We start from the raw sequence: 15,710 nt of genomic DNA, 5'->3' as shown, positions 1-15,710 counted from the left end.
CCCCGGCATATTCAATTTCATCCCCCACCGCCACCTTGAAGCCGGAAGCCGCCAGCCACACCTCCTTGCCTTTCTGATGCAGCTGAATATGAGTGTATTTGCCCTCGGTCTTGCTGAAGAGGCCGGTTCCGGAAAGAATTTCTTTTTCCGCGCCCCACCCCAGCGCTGGCAGCATCAGACAGAAATAAAGAGAAACAAGAAATTTTTTTGACGCATCATCATAAACTCCTGTGGTGACGAGGTTGATTGCTTCTTTAATAGTTTTCGGCTCAATGTGGATTCCCTATGCATCAAAACTTCCTGCGGGATCGAGTTCTGACTTCGCGCCGAGCGCATCTCAGTTTTTCATCTTCGGATGACAGCGTTTGCAGTCATCGAGGGGGAAGGCGACATTCAGATGACAAACGCCGCAAAATTTGCGCTCGAGAATAAAAATCATTTCAAAGTGTTTCGTGGTTTTTTTCTGGATGTTGAAAATGTCGGGGTGACAACTGGAGCAGTTAAGCCACTGGCTATGCTGGTCGTGCGGGAAAATCGCCGGCGGAACCCCAAACCAGCGTGATTCGAGATCGAGCTTCTTGTCGAAGGGCAACGGCTTGTAGTCGGCATCGAACAAGCTTTTTTTCGGTTGGATCAGGTTGCTCTCCAGGGCTTTGGACCAGTCGATTTTGTTGCCGAAACGGGCCGTTGGCAAGCGGCCAAGTTCAGCGAAGGCGGGTTCGGCGATGGCGATGGTGCCGCTGTGGCACTTTTGGCAATGCTCGTCGGTGTGGCCAAAAGCGGTCTTCCCATTATGACAAGCGCCGCAATATTGTCCCTGGCGGTTTTCTTTTTCGGTGATTTCAGTGTTGTTGACGAACATGGCGAAGTCGAGCTCTTCGTGGCAGACCCGGCAGGTATACCGCAAACGGTGCGACCAGTGGGCAAAGCCGACCGGCAAGATGTTGTTGGCCGACGAGGTGCGATCAATCAGGACACTGCCGTACTGGTTCGGCGGCGGCAGTGGCGGGAAAGTCCAGGGATTGGAGGCCCAGGCCATACCGCCGGGCAGTATCAGCAGGACACCAAGTCCGGCAATTCGCCGCAAGCCCCGCCCGACGTAGCTGTTCCACATTTGGATTTTTTTCATAACGCACACAGACTCCTTCCGGGCAGCATTAACTCAGGACAATGGCAGTTTAGCAGCTGAAAACGGCAAAAGCAAATCAGCTTTAGCCTGATTTTTAGTAACCTTTCGGCTCATGGGCGACGCCATGGCAGTTGAGAAAACACTGCCCGGTGAAGGTGCCTTGATCCTCGAAATAGAGTCGTCCCTGCGCGTCGGGAGCAACGATATCGAGATTGAAATTGATCAAATGACGGTTATTGATCGAGTTCCCCTGGGTAATGCTCACTCCGTGCGGGCCTTGCGGCCCGAGGCTGGGGCTGTTGTTGTGGCAGCTGCAGTCGATGCGGGACTGTTCGGTCCAAGGGGTGAGCAGGCTCGGCACATCCGCATTGACGCCCAGAGAAGCTAGCGGATGGAAGGAGGGATTGGCCGGATCAAACTCCAGGCGGGTGTTGAACTGATCGAGCTGCCGGGTGATAGGCGCCGTACCAAGCATCTGGGTGTCGCTGTGACATTTAAAACAGATTTCGTAGTTATAAAGAGCGGGAGAGACCGGGCCGCCACCGATATCGATACCGCTGACGCCCGCTGTCGCGCCGCTCACCAGGGGCGGGTCGCCCGGCGTCGCGCCGGGCTGGCTGTTGGCATGGTGCGGATTATGACAATCGGCGCACTCCACATGTTTTGCCACGGTGCCGCTGGTGAAATCTTCGATCGGGTCGTGAACTTCGATATAATCCTGCACCGCATGCCGGTAAGGTTTCGTCAGTTCCGGGGCGATGTTGGTGGCTGCGACATTGCCATTGTGGCAGGAAAGACAGTTGTCTTCCTCCGCTACATAGCGGAGCAGGCGCTGGGAACTGCCAGCGCTGTGGCTTTTATGACAACTGGCGCAACCATTTTCCGCCACGGTCGTATAGGGACTGTCGGGCCAGGGGTCGGTTCCCACTCCGTTCCAACTTGCATTTGAAAGCGCGTGTGCGCTGTCCGCCCAGCCCGGTATAGAGTGACAGACCGTGCAGAGTTGGGAGTTCTGGTTCGACATCACCAGAAATTTGTCGAAAGTGTCGTCGTGCGGGTCATGGCAGGTGGAGCATTGGAGTTGCTGGGTTTTGTCAAGGTGGAGGGGATGGACCAGCGACGCCGGGGAATTGAGGGCGGGATTGCTTGCTGCCAGGGCGGCGTCGTAGACCAGTGAGACCGGATGCGACGTCGACAGGTCGGTGCCGAGTCGCGACGGACCCGCAGGCATGAAGCGCAGGCCGCCGACAAAGGGGATTTCTTCGGGACGCGACCCGAGCATGCCGAGGGCGACGGTGCCATCGTGGCAGCTCAGGCAAAGTTTCGAGGCGCCGGTCGGTTGACCGACCGCAGCGTACAGGGTCGAGCTTTGATAAGGGATGTACACAGCCGTCGAATCGGCGCGATTCCACAGGTAGGGGATGTCCTGCCGGCCTTGATGCGGCGTGTGGCAGAAGATGCACAGCTCACCTTCGTCGAGAGCCTTGATCGAGCCTGGCCCTCCGGCGGACAGGTTGTGTTTGGTGTCACGAATTCCGGCGGCGAAGGTCGGCAGGGTCATAATGACAACCCCGGCCGCCATCACCAGCAGCCCCTTGCCGTAGTTGAACCATCGGTTATTCATTCGGGCAACTCCCCTTCTTCGAGAAACTGGAAGATCTGGACGCGCCGATTATAGGTGTCCGCCACATAGATTTTCCCCTTGCCGTTGCTGGCAATCCCGGCCGGCAGCCAAAAACGCCCAGGGTCATAGCCCGGCCCGCCATACGCCATCAGCAGTCGTCCGGCCGCATCGAAGACCTGGATATTGTCGAAGAGCGCATCAACGACATGGATGTTCCCCTGGCGGTCGATGGCCACGGCTTTGGGCCGCGAGAAATAACCGGGGCCGTCACCGGCCGCGCCAAAGGTGCCGACAAAAACCCCTTCAGCGGTCAAAATCTGCACCCGGTGATTGAGGGTGTCGACGACATAGATGCGGCCATCTCGCCCAATCGTCACGGCTGTCGGCGCGTTGAAGAGGCCTTCTCCTTCGCCGAGGTGGCCGATCACTTGCCGTGGCTCCAGATCAGCCAGGGAAAAGCGAACCAGGGAGGCATGCGCCGAATCGATGACCAGCAATTCATCACGGCTGCTGTTAATCGCCAGGCCGGTCGGTCTGCCGATCAATCCGCGCCGGATCTCCCCGACCGGTTGACCATCGCGGCTAAAGATGTGCACCGCTCCGGCGCCGGGGTCACTGACAAAGATCCGGCCCCGTTGGTCGTCGATGGCGACATCGATCGGCGTGAGCAGTTGGCTGCCTGCGGTCGGGATCGTTTGATAGCGCTGCCCCTGTTGGTCAAAGACATGCACCTGACGCAGCACCTTGTCGACGACGTAGAGTCGTCCCGAAGCATCGAGGCTCAGGCCGTGCGGCGACTGGATTTCCGGGGCACTGTGTCCGGCCAGCGCGCTCCAGGCCCGCCGCAGCAGCCCAGGACGAATACCGAGATCCGCGGGCCCGTGGACGATATTGATCAAGGTGATGCGGGGGATTTCCGGTGGCTCCGGCCAGATCAGCTGCGGTAAAGGGGGACGCGCCGACGGTGTCATCAGGCAGCCGCCCAAGAGCAGAACGATCAAGAGCAGAGCCCAAACCCAGGGCCGGTGGTGATCTGTGAGTCGCTTGATTTTGGTCATAGTCGTTTTCAATACAAAGTCCGCCGTAATGCCAGGTTCAGGGAGTTCAAGGTTTTTTCCTGGCCGACCAGGGGTTGTTTTTCAAGGATAAAGCGATAGTCGGCCTGTAAGCGCCATATTCCGTAGCGCCAGGTGTAGAAAAGGCCGAGGCCGGTATTTTCCAGCCGCGTCGGCTGATTCGTCGTTTTGGTGTCGCGAAAGGTTTCAAAGCGCCATTGTTGATTCGGGGTCGATTGCCATTGGGCGTTAGCGCGCAGGCCGTAGGCGTCGCCGTCCTGGCCGTTGTCAAGGAGTTCGGTCTCGCCGTAATTCGCATTGACGTTCAGGGCCAGATCCGGGCGGGGTCGCCACCGGAAATTCTGGGTCAGTCGCCAGCGGCGGGAGGAATTACCGGCGGTGTTGCGTTCTTCATCTGCCGTTAACAGAGTATCCGACCAGCCATAATTGAGCTGCGCCGAAACGTTTTGCCGGGTGTCGTCAGCCAGGGTATCGGGCGGCAATCCCGACAGTAACTCTTCCGTGATCAACGTCAGGCTGTAGCGCAGCGAGAAGATCGAGCCACGCGCAAGGCCGGCGCCATAGGTGCGGGTCAGTGTCCCGCGTTGGGCCGAGGGGTCGTTGCGGAAGCGGTAGCGGACCAGCACCGTCTCCCCTTCGCTGATGGCGCCACCAAAGGGATTGCGCGCAATCTGCACAAAGTTACCGACCACCGTGAGGGTATAATCGCTATCGCGGTGATATTCCCAGCCGTCAGCGCTGAAGACCTGCACCGAGGTCAGCTCCACATAGCGGCTGGCCAACAAGGTCAGGTTGAAATCGCTCAGGGTGACCGATTCGTCCGTGCTGGCGACGGCTTCGTTCGAACTGATGCGGTCATTGACCTGATAAGCATGACCGAGGTTGAGGCTGAGCATCATCCCCGCCGGGATTCGCCGTATGTAATCGAAAGCGAGGCCGCCGCCATAGATGGTTTCCCGTGCTTCCGGCGTGGTGGTATGGCCGGCGTTGGCGCGCAGGGTGGTGCGCAGATTTTCGTAGAGTTGATGGGTGAGGGTCACTTCCGTGGCCAGGGGGATGGTTTCCCGTAATTCATCTTCGTTGTGGATGGCGGTATAGCGCGCAGTGTAGCTACTGTTGATCTGCAGTCGTTGTGCCGGCGGGGTGTGTTGCCAATTGAGACCTCCGCCCAGATTGAGATCCCTGCTTTTCCCCCCTGTACTCTTTGTCCAGCGGGTCGTGAGCCCCGAGTTCAGGCGAATCCGGCGATCGGTCGTGACCTGCAGAGAATTGTTCAGCCGTAGTGAGGTATTTTCTGTGTTCTGCGTGACGCTGCGCGCCTTTCTTTGCCGGTCTTCGTAATCGCCATTCAGAGTGGTCTCTTGCCGTGCTGTCCGATATCTTGAGCTCAGGCGCAAACTCTCATTGTTTTGCGTCGATGCGTAGAAACCTTCCTGGCGCTGCTGATTGTGCAGATAGCTGAACCGGGTGGGGAGGGCGCGTGATTTAAAGACCAGGGTGGCGCCGTAAGCCGTATTTTCATGGGTCGAGGTCGGAGAGAGGTTGCTGCTGCTGGTCATCGTCCCTTGCCGGGCCAAAAGTTGCAGAAAGAGCTGGCGAGATTGCAGCATGGTGCCGTTAAAACTGTAGTCGAGATAAAAGCTGCGTCGAGAACTTTCTCCGCCGGGAGTCAAGGATTCTTCCTGCTGTTCCCATTTGGGATTGAACTCCAGATCGAAGACGAGAGTATTTTGATGATAAGCAAAGCCGCGCGTCGTCAGGGTTAGCCCCTCGATAAACTGATGACTGGTCTTCTCCCGGCGGGAGGTCGGGGTGGTCTGATCATTCTGCTCAAAGTCATACTCAAATTCGCTGCCGAGGCGCGGCCGCTCAAGATAAAACATTTGCGCTGGAGCGGTCGGCGCCAGACCGGTCACCAGCAGCATCGTCAGGGTCGTCGTGATCCCGATCCGACGGATAAATCGCAGAGACAGAGCCGACATATCCTTAAAAGGCCTCGCGCAAGTCAGCGCGCAACATCGTGGCGTCGCGCCCCATGTGGGGATTGTGACAATCGAGGCAATCGACCAGCCCTTCGTGCAGATCGGCGTCGTGGATAAAGCCGGCGCCATGGCACTGACGACAAAGGTCATTCGCCGCAACGGTAAGCAGGGCCGGTTCCTTGCTGCTGTGCGGATCGTGGCAACTCACACAGTTCCAGCCCGGTCCATGGGAGTAAAGATCGGCGGCTTGCGCTGCGGCGTTCCCCTTGCTGTTGCCATGACAGCGCTGACAAAGATCGTTGGCAGCCGCCTTGAGCAGGTAGGGTTCCTTGCTGTTGTGGGGCTCGTGGCAGGTCAGACAGTTCCAGCCCGGGCCATGGGCAAAACGCCCGGCGGTCTGAACGGCGGCGTTCCCCTTGCCGGCGTGACAGGCTACGCACAACTCGCCGGGCGGCAGGACGAATTGCCCTGGTGCGATGGTCTTTTTTTCGGTTTCAGAACTGCCGCCACTGCGAAAACCGAAGCCGCCGACGGTCATGACGTGGCACTCGGCACAGGCTTCGCCGACATAGGGCCCATGTGCATACACTCCGGTGAAGACCCTGTCGGCCTGTGCCCGTCTGCTCTTGAGCTGCCGCCTTTCTCGGGCCTCCAGCGCGATCTGAGCGGGATTCGTTTCTTCCGGCGGCACCCAGTCAAGGGGTGGTACGCCGGTAAAAAAGAAGGTCAATACCTGGTAGCGAACTTCGCGGCTGCAGCCGCCGGCCAGCAGCGACACGAGCACCAACAACAGCCAGAGCAGCAGCACATGTCGTTTACTTCGCGGCATCGCTGGACTGTTTTTCCAAATCGCTTAGGGACGCCGGCGCTTGATCCATCTCCGGGGTTCTTTCGCCGATCCAGTCACCAAAGCCGTAGATGTTGAGCTTTTTAAAGCCGATGGAGTTGCTGACGATCACCAGATAACGAACCTTGAAATTCTTGTCAGCGTAGCGTTGAAAATATTCGACGTTCTTGGCGTCGATAAAGACCGCCTGTGGCAGGTAGAGATCGCCGGGGCCGGAGCCGAACTGACTGAAATAGAGGAGCAGCAGGGTGCTCTCATCATCGAAGATCTGGACGTTTTCAAAGGCGGCATCGGTCACGTAGAGCAGTTTGCCGTCCGGTGATACGTCCATGCCTTTTGGGCGGGCAAAACCGCCCAGGGTGGAGCCCGCATAGCCAAACTCCTTGAGGTACTCCCCTTGCGGGTTGAACTTCTGGATGCGGAAATTAAAAGAGTCGTTGACGAAAAGATTGCCCTCGCGGTCGACCCGGACGTGGCTGGGCCGGTCCATCTTCCCCGCTGTCGTGCCACGACCGCCGAGGGTCTGGACGATCTCACCGCTGCTTTTGTCCAGCACCACCACCACATGCTTGAGGAAGTCGGCCACATAGATCCGTTCGCCGAAGACCGTCACGTCCATCGGCCGCTCGAACTGCCCCTCTTTACCGTAACTGCGAACATACGCATTGTCCGGGCCGTAAACTACCACCTGCTTGCGCACCCCATCGGTCACGTATTTGTAGTCGTCGGCGCTGACATGCAGCCCCAACGGTTGACGCAGAGCGCCCTCATTCTCATCCTTGAGCAGGTCGAAAGTCCCTTTTTCCAGGTCGATCATGATAATTCGCCCGAAGGCGAGATCGGTGACGTAGAGCATCCCCTTGACGCTGCCGACGTCCATGGCCCGGCTGATGCCGCGCTTCATTTGTCCTTCGCCGGTCAAAAACTCGCGAAAGGCGTTGGTTTTTTTGCCGATGTCCTCTTCATGGGAGATCGCGGTCAGAAACTGGAGCCGCGGCTGCAGCGGCAGGGGCGGATAAAAAGTCGTGGCAACGGGTGGCGTAGTCGTACAACCGACCAGCAATTGCAGGCTCAAAAAGCAGAGAAACAGCGATACCGCACGAAACATAGAGAGTCTCCTAGGTTAGAGTCTGATTAACGTGAGCCGGCGTTGCCGGCGTGTTGCAGTTCTTCCGGGGTCGCATTCTGCCCCGGCGGGCGCGGGCTGGTGCGTAAGGGATTAAAGGCCGGCTCCAGCCGGTCGTAGTTTGCCTTGATATGACAGTTGGTGGTGCAACTGCCACCACTGGCGGTCGCCGCAAAGCCTACCCCCAGAAGACGATCCCCGAAACGAAAACTCTGGGTGACCAGGCGCGCCTGATAACCGCCGTGAGCGCTGTGGCAGGCGCGGCAAGAGCGCCCCTTATCCTTGTTGACATGGCGATAGTGCAGGTTGAGGTTGCCATTGCGAAAGGCGGTAGCGGTCAGAGTGCGCGCTGCGTTAAAAGCGGCGCTGTCATGGCAGTTCAGACAGAGTTCGTAAGCGGCGGTGCTGTAGCTTTGATAAAAACCGGCCGGATAGGCGGCGTTCAGCAAGCGCGGCTGGTCGCTGGCATGGGGCAAGTGGCAGTCGTTGCAGCCGCCATCGGCAAAGGGGGGGTGGAGGATCGCCTCTTTGTCCTCGAAGAGGGGCTTGGTCGCCGGCAGCTGAATTTTTTGCGCGTCCTCTACCGTCTTGTCGTGACAGCTCCAACACAGAGTGGGCTGGGCCTGGCGCAACAGCTTCGCCTGGGCGGCGCTGTGCGGGTCGTGACAAGCGGTACACTCACCGGTCGCCACCGGGCCGTGCGTCGCGCTGCTGCCGGCAAAGGCATCATGACATTGCCAACAGAGCTCGGCGACATTCTTCCCCGGCCGGGTCGGCGTATGTTGGCTCGGATCAGCCAGCGGATGGCAAAGGGTGCAGCTGTCACGGTCGTCAATGGCGGCGTGCTTGTACTGCTGCTCAAGGAGATCGTCATGACAATCGAGGCAGCTGTCGTCCGCCGCCAAGAGAAAGACCTCACTGGCGCTGCCCGCCTGGCAAAGGAGGGGCGGCACAAAGAGCGCCAAGACAAGGGCGACGAGCAAGATGAGCCGGGGGGGAAAAGAACGATCAAGGGCAGGCATGCGCAATACTCCGACAGGGGGGCTACTTAGTTAATAATCCGAAACAGAGGCAAATTATAGCAAGAAAAGAGAACAAATAAAGGGAATTATTCCATCAACTAGCCACTATAACCGAACCGATCCGGGTGGCAAGGGGGATTTAGGTCTCTTCCTCAACGTGATACCGCACCTCGCTTCTGCACAAAGGCACAGTGCTCGGCGTTCCTATGGTCGCCCGGCACAGCGGTTGTTGCACCGCAACAATCAACAGGCAGGAGACCGGTCGGCCTCCTGCCTGTTGATTGTCAATGGATCCAGATTGCAGTGAAAAAAATGCTGATTGGGACTATTTGTTGTGGCAGGTCAGACAAAGTCCCGACGCCGCGCCGCCAGCTGTGGTGTTGGAGGTGCGCAGGATCCAGGCTGATGTTCCCGCCCCGTTGTGGACATCGTGGCAGGAGGCGCACTGCACCTTGCCGCTCTCCAGGGTTGAGGCGACGCTTGAGCCGTTGGCCCAGGTCGCCAGCGCCGGATCGTGCAGCTCACCATCCGCGGCCGCGCTGTAGACGATGGAGATCGGGTGGCTGCCGCGCAGGTTGAGGTTGCCGCCGTCCATGGCCCGCGGGATAACCCGGCTGAGATTTTCATCCCACATGGTGTGGATGCCGCCGCTGTGCTCGCCGTAACTGTCCATCGCCAAGGTGCCGTCGTGACAGGCCAGGCAGAGCTTGGAGCTGCCGGTCGGCGTGCTATCGACCGCACCATCCAGGCTGGTGAAGCCGGCGTAGCCGTTGGTGTACATGGTGTATGGGGTCTGACTGACGGCCCGGTTCCAGAGCAGGCCGTTCTCGTAGGTGGTCCGCCCCTGGTCGTGGGGGGCATGGCAGAAGATGCAGATTTCCCCGGAATTGTTGAATTCATCCCACGATGCCGCAGAAAAATCATGCTTGCTCTGCCTGATGCCTTCGCCGTATGCGGCCCAGGTCAGCCCGGCAGGGACCAGCACGATCAGCAGCAATGTCAGGGTGATTCGTTTATGCATGGAACCCTCCTCCTTGTTGCGGTGAGTCTTTCCCTTGAAGTGGAATCCTCATCGCAAAAACAAGTCAGGGGAGGGAGACTTTATTTGTCTCCCTCCCCTGATGGAAGTCATGTTGCCAGACTTCGCTGACTTGCTTGCTTACTTGTTGTGGCAGGTCAGGCACAGAGCCGAAGCAGTCGACGTTCCGTCGCCACCTTTGGCAGCATCAAGGGTGTTGGGGCTGCGCAGCAGGGAGGAACCAGCGGCAGTACCCTTGTTGTGGACGTCGTGGCAGCTGGCACACTGAACCTTGCCGTCTTCCAGAACCTTGGCGATGGAGCTGCCGTCAGCAAAAAAGGTTGTAGCCGCTACGTTCAGTTCGCCGTCAAGTGCTTCCTCGTAAGTGATGGAGATCGGATGGTTGCCTTCGAGGTGACCGGTGCTGGCGCCCTGGTTGAGGCTGGCATTTTCGTAAGCGGCGATGGTGATGGTGCCGAGAGCTTGCTTGTTGTCAAAGGCGTCGATGTTGGTGGCGCCATCATGACAGCTGAGGCAGAGTTTGGAGCTGCCGGTGGGCTGGGCATCAACAGTGCCGTCAAGGCTGGTGAATCCGCCCTGGTTACTGTACATGGTGAAGGTCAGATCAGAGGTCTTGTGGTTCCAGAGCAGGCCGTTTGTGTAGGTGGTGCGGCCCTTGTCATGCGGGGCATGGCAGACGCGGCAGATTTCCTGGCGATTGTTCCAACCTTCGGCGGGGGCTGTGGCAGCCTTGTTGGCAAGGTTCACGTTGTCCGAGAAGTCATGCGAGCTGCCTTGGATGCCCAAACCGTCGTTAGCGGTGGCGGCCAGAGCCATCGAGGCACCGGCGGTAACCATTGCTGCTGCTGCCATAAGTACGAGAAATTTTTTCATCTGTCATTCTCCTCCCATTTGCTGGGTGTTATTGCCCTGCCAGGTCGTGGCAGGATCGGGTTAGTGACTGTGCGGATGCACGCTTGTAAATGAACGGGTTTCGTTATAGCAATAGCGATGCCAACTTGAAATAAATCTTTTTTATGTCGTAATTACGAGGTGTTAGCTTGTTTTTTTAAGCTCTTTTGGCTGATTGCCCGCTCTGCTTAACTGTTCAAAAATCGACAGCGCTGGCATCTCTGAATTGCTAACACTATGGAATAAAACAACTTTTATAAAAGGATCGGGAATTGTTCAAATTTCGACAGGAGGGGGGAGGGAGAAGGCGATTGCGAGTAAAGGCGGGGAAAGGAGGAAGAATCCCCCCCCTGGTGTTGCCTGCAGAGGAGTGTCCAATTTTCGGCAGGGGCAATGCGCCGCCCCTTCAGGACGACTTTTCGAGGCCGTAACTCTTGATCTTGCTGTAAAGGGTGCCGCGGGCGATGCCGAGGGCTTCGGCGGCCTGGGACAGGTTCCAGTTTTTGGCTTCGAGGACCTGGCGGATGACAGTCGCTTCGATCTCGGGGAGGAGGGAAGAGGTGAGGTTGAGATGGAAACCGGCGCTCTGTTTGTTGTCCCGCAGCTCGGTTGGCAGGTGCGCCGGCTGGAGTTCTGTGCCGCTGCAGAAGACGACCGCGCGGGCGATGACATTGCCGAGCTCCCGCACGTTACCGGGCCAGTGATAAGCGCAAAGGAGATCGAGCGCTTCTTTGCTGATCGCCTTGATCCCTTTGTTATTTTCTTGACTGTACCTGTGCAGGAAATAATCGGCGAGGAGGGGGATGTCGGTGCGGCGCTGCCGCAAGGGGGGCGCGGTCAGGGTGACGACGTTGAGGCGATAATAAAGGTCTTCGCGAAAGCTCTTCTCTTGAATGGCGGCTTCGAGGTCTTTGTTGGTGGCGCAGATGATGCGGGTATCGACTTTGATGGTTTCAGTGCCACCGACGCGCTGAAAGGTGCCGAGTTCGAGAACCCGCAGCAGGGCGACCTGGGTGGCCAGCGGGATGTCGCCGATTTCGTCGAGAAAGATGGTGCCGTTATGGGCGTGCTCAAAAAATCCGGCTTTGCGTTTATCGGCGCCGGTAAAGGCCCCTTTTTCATGACCGAAGAGGGCGCTGTTGATCAGTCCTTCGCTCAAAGCTGCGCAGTTGACCGGGACAAAGACCTGGTCGCGGCGGGGACTGCGGGCGTGCAGGGCGGCGGCGATCAACTCTTTGCCGGTGCCGCTTTCGCCGCGAATAAGGACGGTGGCATTGGTCGGAGCGGTGCGGCGGATGCATTCGAAGAGTTCGAACATCGCCGGATCCTGTCCAATCAGGTTCTCGAAATGGAACTCCGCACTGCTGTCCTCTTTATTCCCGTCCAGCAGTTGTCGGTGCTTGAGGATCTTCTCCAGCTGCATCAGCAATGAAGTGATGTCAAAGGGTTTGAGAATGTAGTCGTAGGCGCCGGCTTTCATTGCCCGCACCGCTTCGTGGCTGGAGTCGACGCCAGTGAGGATGAGGACGAAGATTTCGGCATAGCGCTGGCGGATCTCCTGCAACAGCTCGATGCCGTCCATCCCCGGCATCGACAGGTCGCTGAGGACAATCTCCGCCGGAAAAGTCTTGAGCCGTTGCAGGGCCGCGGCGCCGCTTTCGGCGGTTTCGATCTCAAACCGGGGATCGTCGCCGAGCTCGCGGGAAAAGATCCGGCGGTAAGCGGCTTCGTCGTCGACATAAAGGAGGCGGGTCTTTTTAGTCGTCAAGGTCTGCTCCTGGCGTTCTTTGATTGATCGCGCTGTCGCCCTCGGCTTCGCCCTTGGGGGCGCGTGGTTGAGAGCGGATATCGAAAGGGAGGCGGATGATAAAGGTTGTCCCCACCCCCGGCGCGCTTTCGACCCGGAGCTCACCCTGATGCCGGACGATAATATCATAAGCGATGCTCAAGCCCAGGCCGGTGCCGACGCCGATCGGTTTCGTGGTGTAAAAGGGGGTGAAAATCCGCTCAAGTTTTTCTGCCGGGATGCCGCAGCCGCTGTCGGCGATAGACAGATAGATCTGCTCATTCTCAGTCCAGCTGCGCACATGGATCTCTCCTGTGCCGGTGATGGCCTGGGCCGCATTCAGCAACAGATTCATCAAAACCTGATTGATTTGGTCGGTATAGCAATAGATTTGCGGCAGCTCGCCGTAATCCCGCAGGACCGTGACCTTGTCGCGTAATTCGGGGCGAAGGATGGTCAGGGTGCTCTCCAGACAGTGATGCAGATCGGTCAGCTGGAGTTGTAAATGGTCCTGCCGCGAAAAGCTGCGCAAGCTCTGGACGATCCGGGTGATCCGGCCCGTCCCGTCCCGACATTCTTCGATCATTTCCGCAAGGTCTGCGAAAACTTTTTGAACTTTGAAATCGCGCTGGCCTTTTTCCCAGGCGCTCATCAGGTCGCTGTCGCCCCGGGATTTGATCAGTTCTGCCTGGAGGGCGATAAAATGGGCAAGTTGATCGAAATAGCGCGCGAAGAGATCGAGATTATGGCTGACAAATCCCACCGGGTTGTTGATGTCGTGGGCCACCCCGGCCGCGAGCTGACCGATACAGGCCATCTTGTCCTGATGGAGGATGGTCGCCTGTTTGGCCTGCAAATCAGCGTAGGCGGCGGCGAGCTCGTTGCGGTTCTTTTCGATCTCGTGGTTGGCGACTTCAAGTTTCGCGGTCCGCTCATGGACGCGTTCTTCGAGTTGTTCGTTGAGCAGTTGTAAATCGACTTCGACTTGCCGGCGGAGTTCGATTTCTGTGGCCAGAGAGTGATTGATTGTTTCGATCGCGTTCTTTTCATCGACGAGCTGCTGGGTGGTTGTCGTTAATTCGCGGTCGGTCCTGCCGAGGATGCGCCAGGCAAAGATGAAGAGGGCACCTGAGAGGAAGAGGCCGATGCCGATGACGCGGACAATAAAAAGGTAAAAAACTTTGGTCTCGTTGGTGGTGTCGTAGAGGAGATAGTAATCACCGATCAGTCGATTTCCTGCTTCGATCAAGGCCAATTGCCGGGTGGCGAAACGGCGGCCGTCGCCACTGTTAATCTCGTACCATGATCCGCTGTTGTTGATTCTACCGGTCAGGTTGAGGATTTTGGCGAGGTTGGCTTCGGGAATCTCCAGGCTGCTGTCGATCACCACTTTGCTCGGGAAGGTCTCCCATAGACTGGTACGATGGAGGCGGTGCATGCCTTCTTCCCACTTGGCGCGGTCAAGATATTCTTTTTGCACGCTCACGACGTAGTCGAAACCACCAATCTTGCGCAGAGCGGAGAGGAGCGTCTCGATCTCGGTGCCGATTTCGATGAAACCAAGCAGGCCGTTTTCGTCGCGCCAGGGGGTCACCACCCGCAGCGTCAGAGTGCCGAGATCGCCAAGTTCGAGCCCATGGGACGGCATTCCCGTGTTAATGGCGTGCCGCAGAGTCTGGCGGGTAATCAGGTCGCCAAAGACTTCCGGTCGATAAGCGCGCAAAAAGTTGTGACCATCGGGGGTGTGATAATAAAGGTGGGTGATTCCGGCGTTCTCTGCCATGCGGGCATAGAAGGGAGCGGCTTGCCGGTAAAGGGCGCTCCGGTCGCCGTTACGCATGGCCACCAGCGATAATTGGTCATCGGCGAGAAACTGGCCGACAGTGGTCATGACTTCAACGCGGCGGGCAATGACTTCGTTTAACGTCGATTGGGCGACTTCGTAGCGGTGGGCAAGTTCCCGCTCAATCTTTTCTTCGCGAATGGCGTAACCACTATAAAGAAAAGCAGCGAAGAGGACCAAAAAGGTTAGAGTCAAAGGAATCATGACTCTTCTGCGGATATAGCGACGGGTCATAAAATCATCTTTTCCTGCGGCAAAGGGGTGATGAATGAGGGCAGACACCGAGAGATTAAGCTGTTGAAGCGTTTTCTGTCAACGACGTTGTCCCCAACTCCGTCCGGCCGGTCCAATCTGGTCAGCCGCTTGCCTCCAAAGTAAGGCACAGGGTAAGATAAATTCCAATATCCCTTGAAGGAGTTGATATGGCACAACAGGAACGGGAAGCGATCCTCCGCTTGTTTGACACCCTCGACCGCGAGCACCTGGCCGGCAAGCACGAAGCTTTGCAGTTGGCGATCATCACTCTCCTTTGCGGCGGTCACCTCCTTTTGGAAGATCGTCCCGGACTCGGCAAGACCACCCTGGCCCTGGCTTTGGCCCGCGCCACTGGCCTCCTCTTTGGCCGGGTGCAGTGTACCAGTGATCTCCTCCCCTCCGATATTACCGGATTGTCGATCCTTGATCGCGCCGCCAACGATTTTCGTTTCATCCCCGGCCCGATCTTTTGCAACATCCTTTTGGTCGACGAACTTAATCGTGCCATGCCCCGCACCCAAAGCGCCCTTTTGGAAGCAATGGAGGAGCGCTGCGTGACGGTCGAAGGGGTGACGCACCGTCTCCCCGAGCCGTTCATGGTCATTGCCACCCAGAATCCCGGCGAGCAGGTCGGCACCTTTCCTCTCCCCGAGTCACAGCTCGACCGCTTCCTGATCACCACCGGCATCGGTTACCCTGCCGCCGAGATCGAGCGCCAGATCATCGCCGGCGGCGGTATCGGCGATGAGCTGAAACATATCGAACCCCTGCTAACGCAGGAGGAGCTTCTGTCCAGTCGTAAAGCGGCGCAGAAGGAGGTGCATCTGGCGGCGGCGATGATCGATTATATCCATCGCATTGCTGTTGCTACCCGCAATGCCCCGATGGTCAGCGCCGGCATCTCGCCGCGCGGCGCCATTGCCCTTGCCCAGAGCGCCCGCGCTTGCGCTTGGCTGCAGGGGCGCGATCATGTCATCCCCGAGGATGTCCAAGCGATGCTGCTGCCGGTTGGCGCCCATCGGCTGATCCTGCGCCCCGAACATGAGGGGCTCAACAAACGCGAGGTGCTGTCATCGCTCGTCCGCACACT

12 protein-coding genes are annotated in these 15,710 nt (G+C 58.1%); 1 reads left to right on the top strand and 11 read right to left on the bottom strand.

What is annotated here, in order from left to right; translation table 11 throughout:
- Positions 1-337 precede the first annotated feature (337 nt).
- From K0A93_12855 to K0A93_12805, 11 genes are all read right to left on the bottom strand, one after another.
- A complete protein-coding gene (locus K0A93_12855) occupies positions 338-1,087 on the bottom strand; it encodes a hypothetical protein (protein MBW6512980.1) in 750 nt (249 codons plus the stop codon).
- A gap of 136 nt (positions 1,088-1,223) precedes the next feature.
- The gene (locus K0A93_12850) at positions 1,224-2,753 is read right to left on the bottom strand and encodes a hypothetical protein (GenBank protein MBW6512979.1); all 1,530 of its coding nucleotides are present in this window, start codon (positions 2,751-2,753) and stop codon (positions 1,224-1,226) included.
- A complete protein-coding gene (locus tag K0A93_12845) occupies positions 2,750-3,811 on the bottom strand; it encodes a 6-bladed beta-propeller (GenBank protein ID MBW6512978.1) in 1,062 nt (353 codons plus the stop codon). The genes K0A93_12850 and K0A93_12845 overlap by 4 nt, the downstream gene beginning before the upstream one ends.
- An 8-nt stretch (positions 3,812-3,819) precedes the next feature.
- Positions 3,820-5,811: a hypothetical protein gene (locus K0A93_12840; protein ID MBW6512977.1), complete on the bottom strand. Its 1,992-nt coding sequence runs from the start codon at positions 5,809-5,811 to the stop codon at positions 3,820-3,822.
- A 4-nt stretch (positions 5,812-5,815) separates the two neighbouring features.
- Complete coding sequence (locus K0A93_12835; GenBank protein ID MBW6512976.1) at positions 5,816-6,640, bottom strand: cytochrome c3 family protein; 825 nt, start codon at positions 6,638-6,640, stop codon at positions 5,816-5,818.
- The gene (locus K0A93_12830; GenBank protein MBW6512975.1) at positions 6,627-7,766 is read right to left on the bottom strand and encodes a hypothetical protein; all 1,140 of its coding nucleotides are present in this window, start codon (positions 7,764-7,766) and stop codon (positions 6,627-6,629) included. The genes K0A93_12835 and K0A93_12830 overlap by 14 nt, the downstream gene beginning before the upstream one ends.
- A gap of 26 nt (positions 7,767-7,792) precedes the next feature.
- Complete coding sequence (locus K0A93_12825; GenBank protein ID MBW6512974.1) at positions 7,793-8,806, bottom strand: cytochrome c3 family protein; 1,014 nt, start codon at positions 8,804-8,806, stop codon at positions 7,793-7,795.
- Positions 8,807-9,131: 325 nt separating this feature from the next.
- A complete protein-coding gene (locus K0A93_12820; GenBank protein MBW6512973.1) occupies positions 9,132-9,827 on the bottom strand; it encodes a hypothetical protein in 696 nt (231 codons plus the stop codon).
- 138 nt (positions 9,828-9,965) lie between these two features.
- Entirely contained in the window at positions 9,966-10,718 is a 753-nt protein-coding gene (locus K0A93_12815) for a hypothetical protein (protein ID MBW6512972.1), read from the bottom strand.
- Between the two features lie 424 nt (positions 10,719-11,142).
- The gene (locus K0A93_12810) at positions 11,143-12,504 is read right to left on the bottom strand and encodes a sigma-54 dependent transcriptional regulator (GenBank protein MBW6512971.1); all 1,362 of its coding nucleotides are present in this window, start codon (positions 12,502-12,504) and stop codon (positions 11,143-11,145) included.
- On the bottom strand, positions 12,494-14,569 hold the full coding sequence (locus tag K0A93_12805; protein ID MBW6512970.1) for a hypothetical protein: 2,076 nt from the start codon (positions 14,567-14,569) through the stop codon (positions 12,494-12,496). Before K0A93_12805 ends, K0A93_12810 begins: the two co-directional genes overlap by 11 nt.
- 218 nt (positions 14,570-14,787) lie before the next feature.
- Here K0A93_12805 and K0A93_12800 point away from each other — a divergent pair.
- The coding region (locus K0A93_12800) for a MoxR family ATPase (GenBank protein MBW6512969.1) at positions 14,788-15,710 on the top strand (923 nt) is incomplete at its 3' end.

The organism is Desulfuromonadaceae bacterium (assembly GCA_019429445.1).
Classification (GTDB): Bacteria; Desulfobacterota; Desulfuromonadia; order Desulfuromonadales; family JAHYIW01; genus JAHYIW01.
The sequence above is the reverse complement of the archived record's forward strand: the minus strand, read 5'-3'. Positions and strand labels throughout refer to the sequence as shown.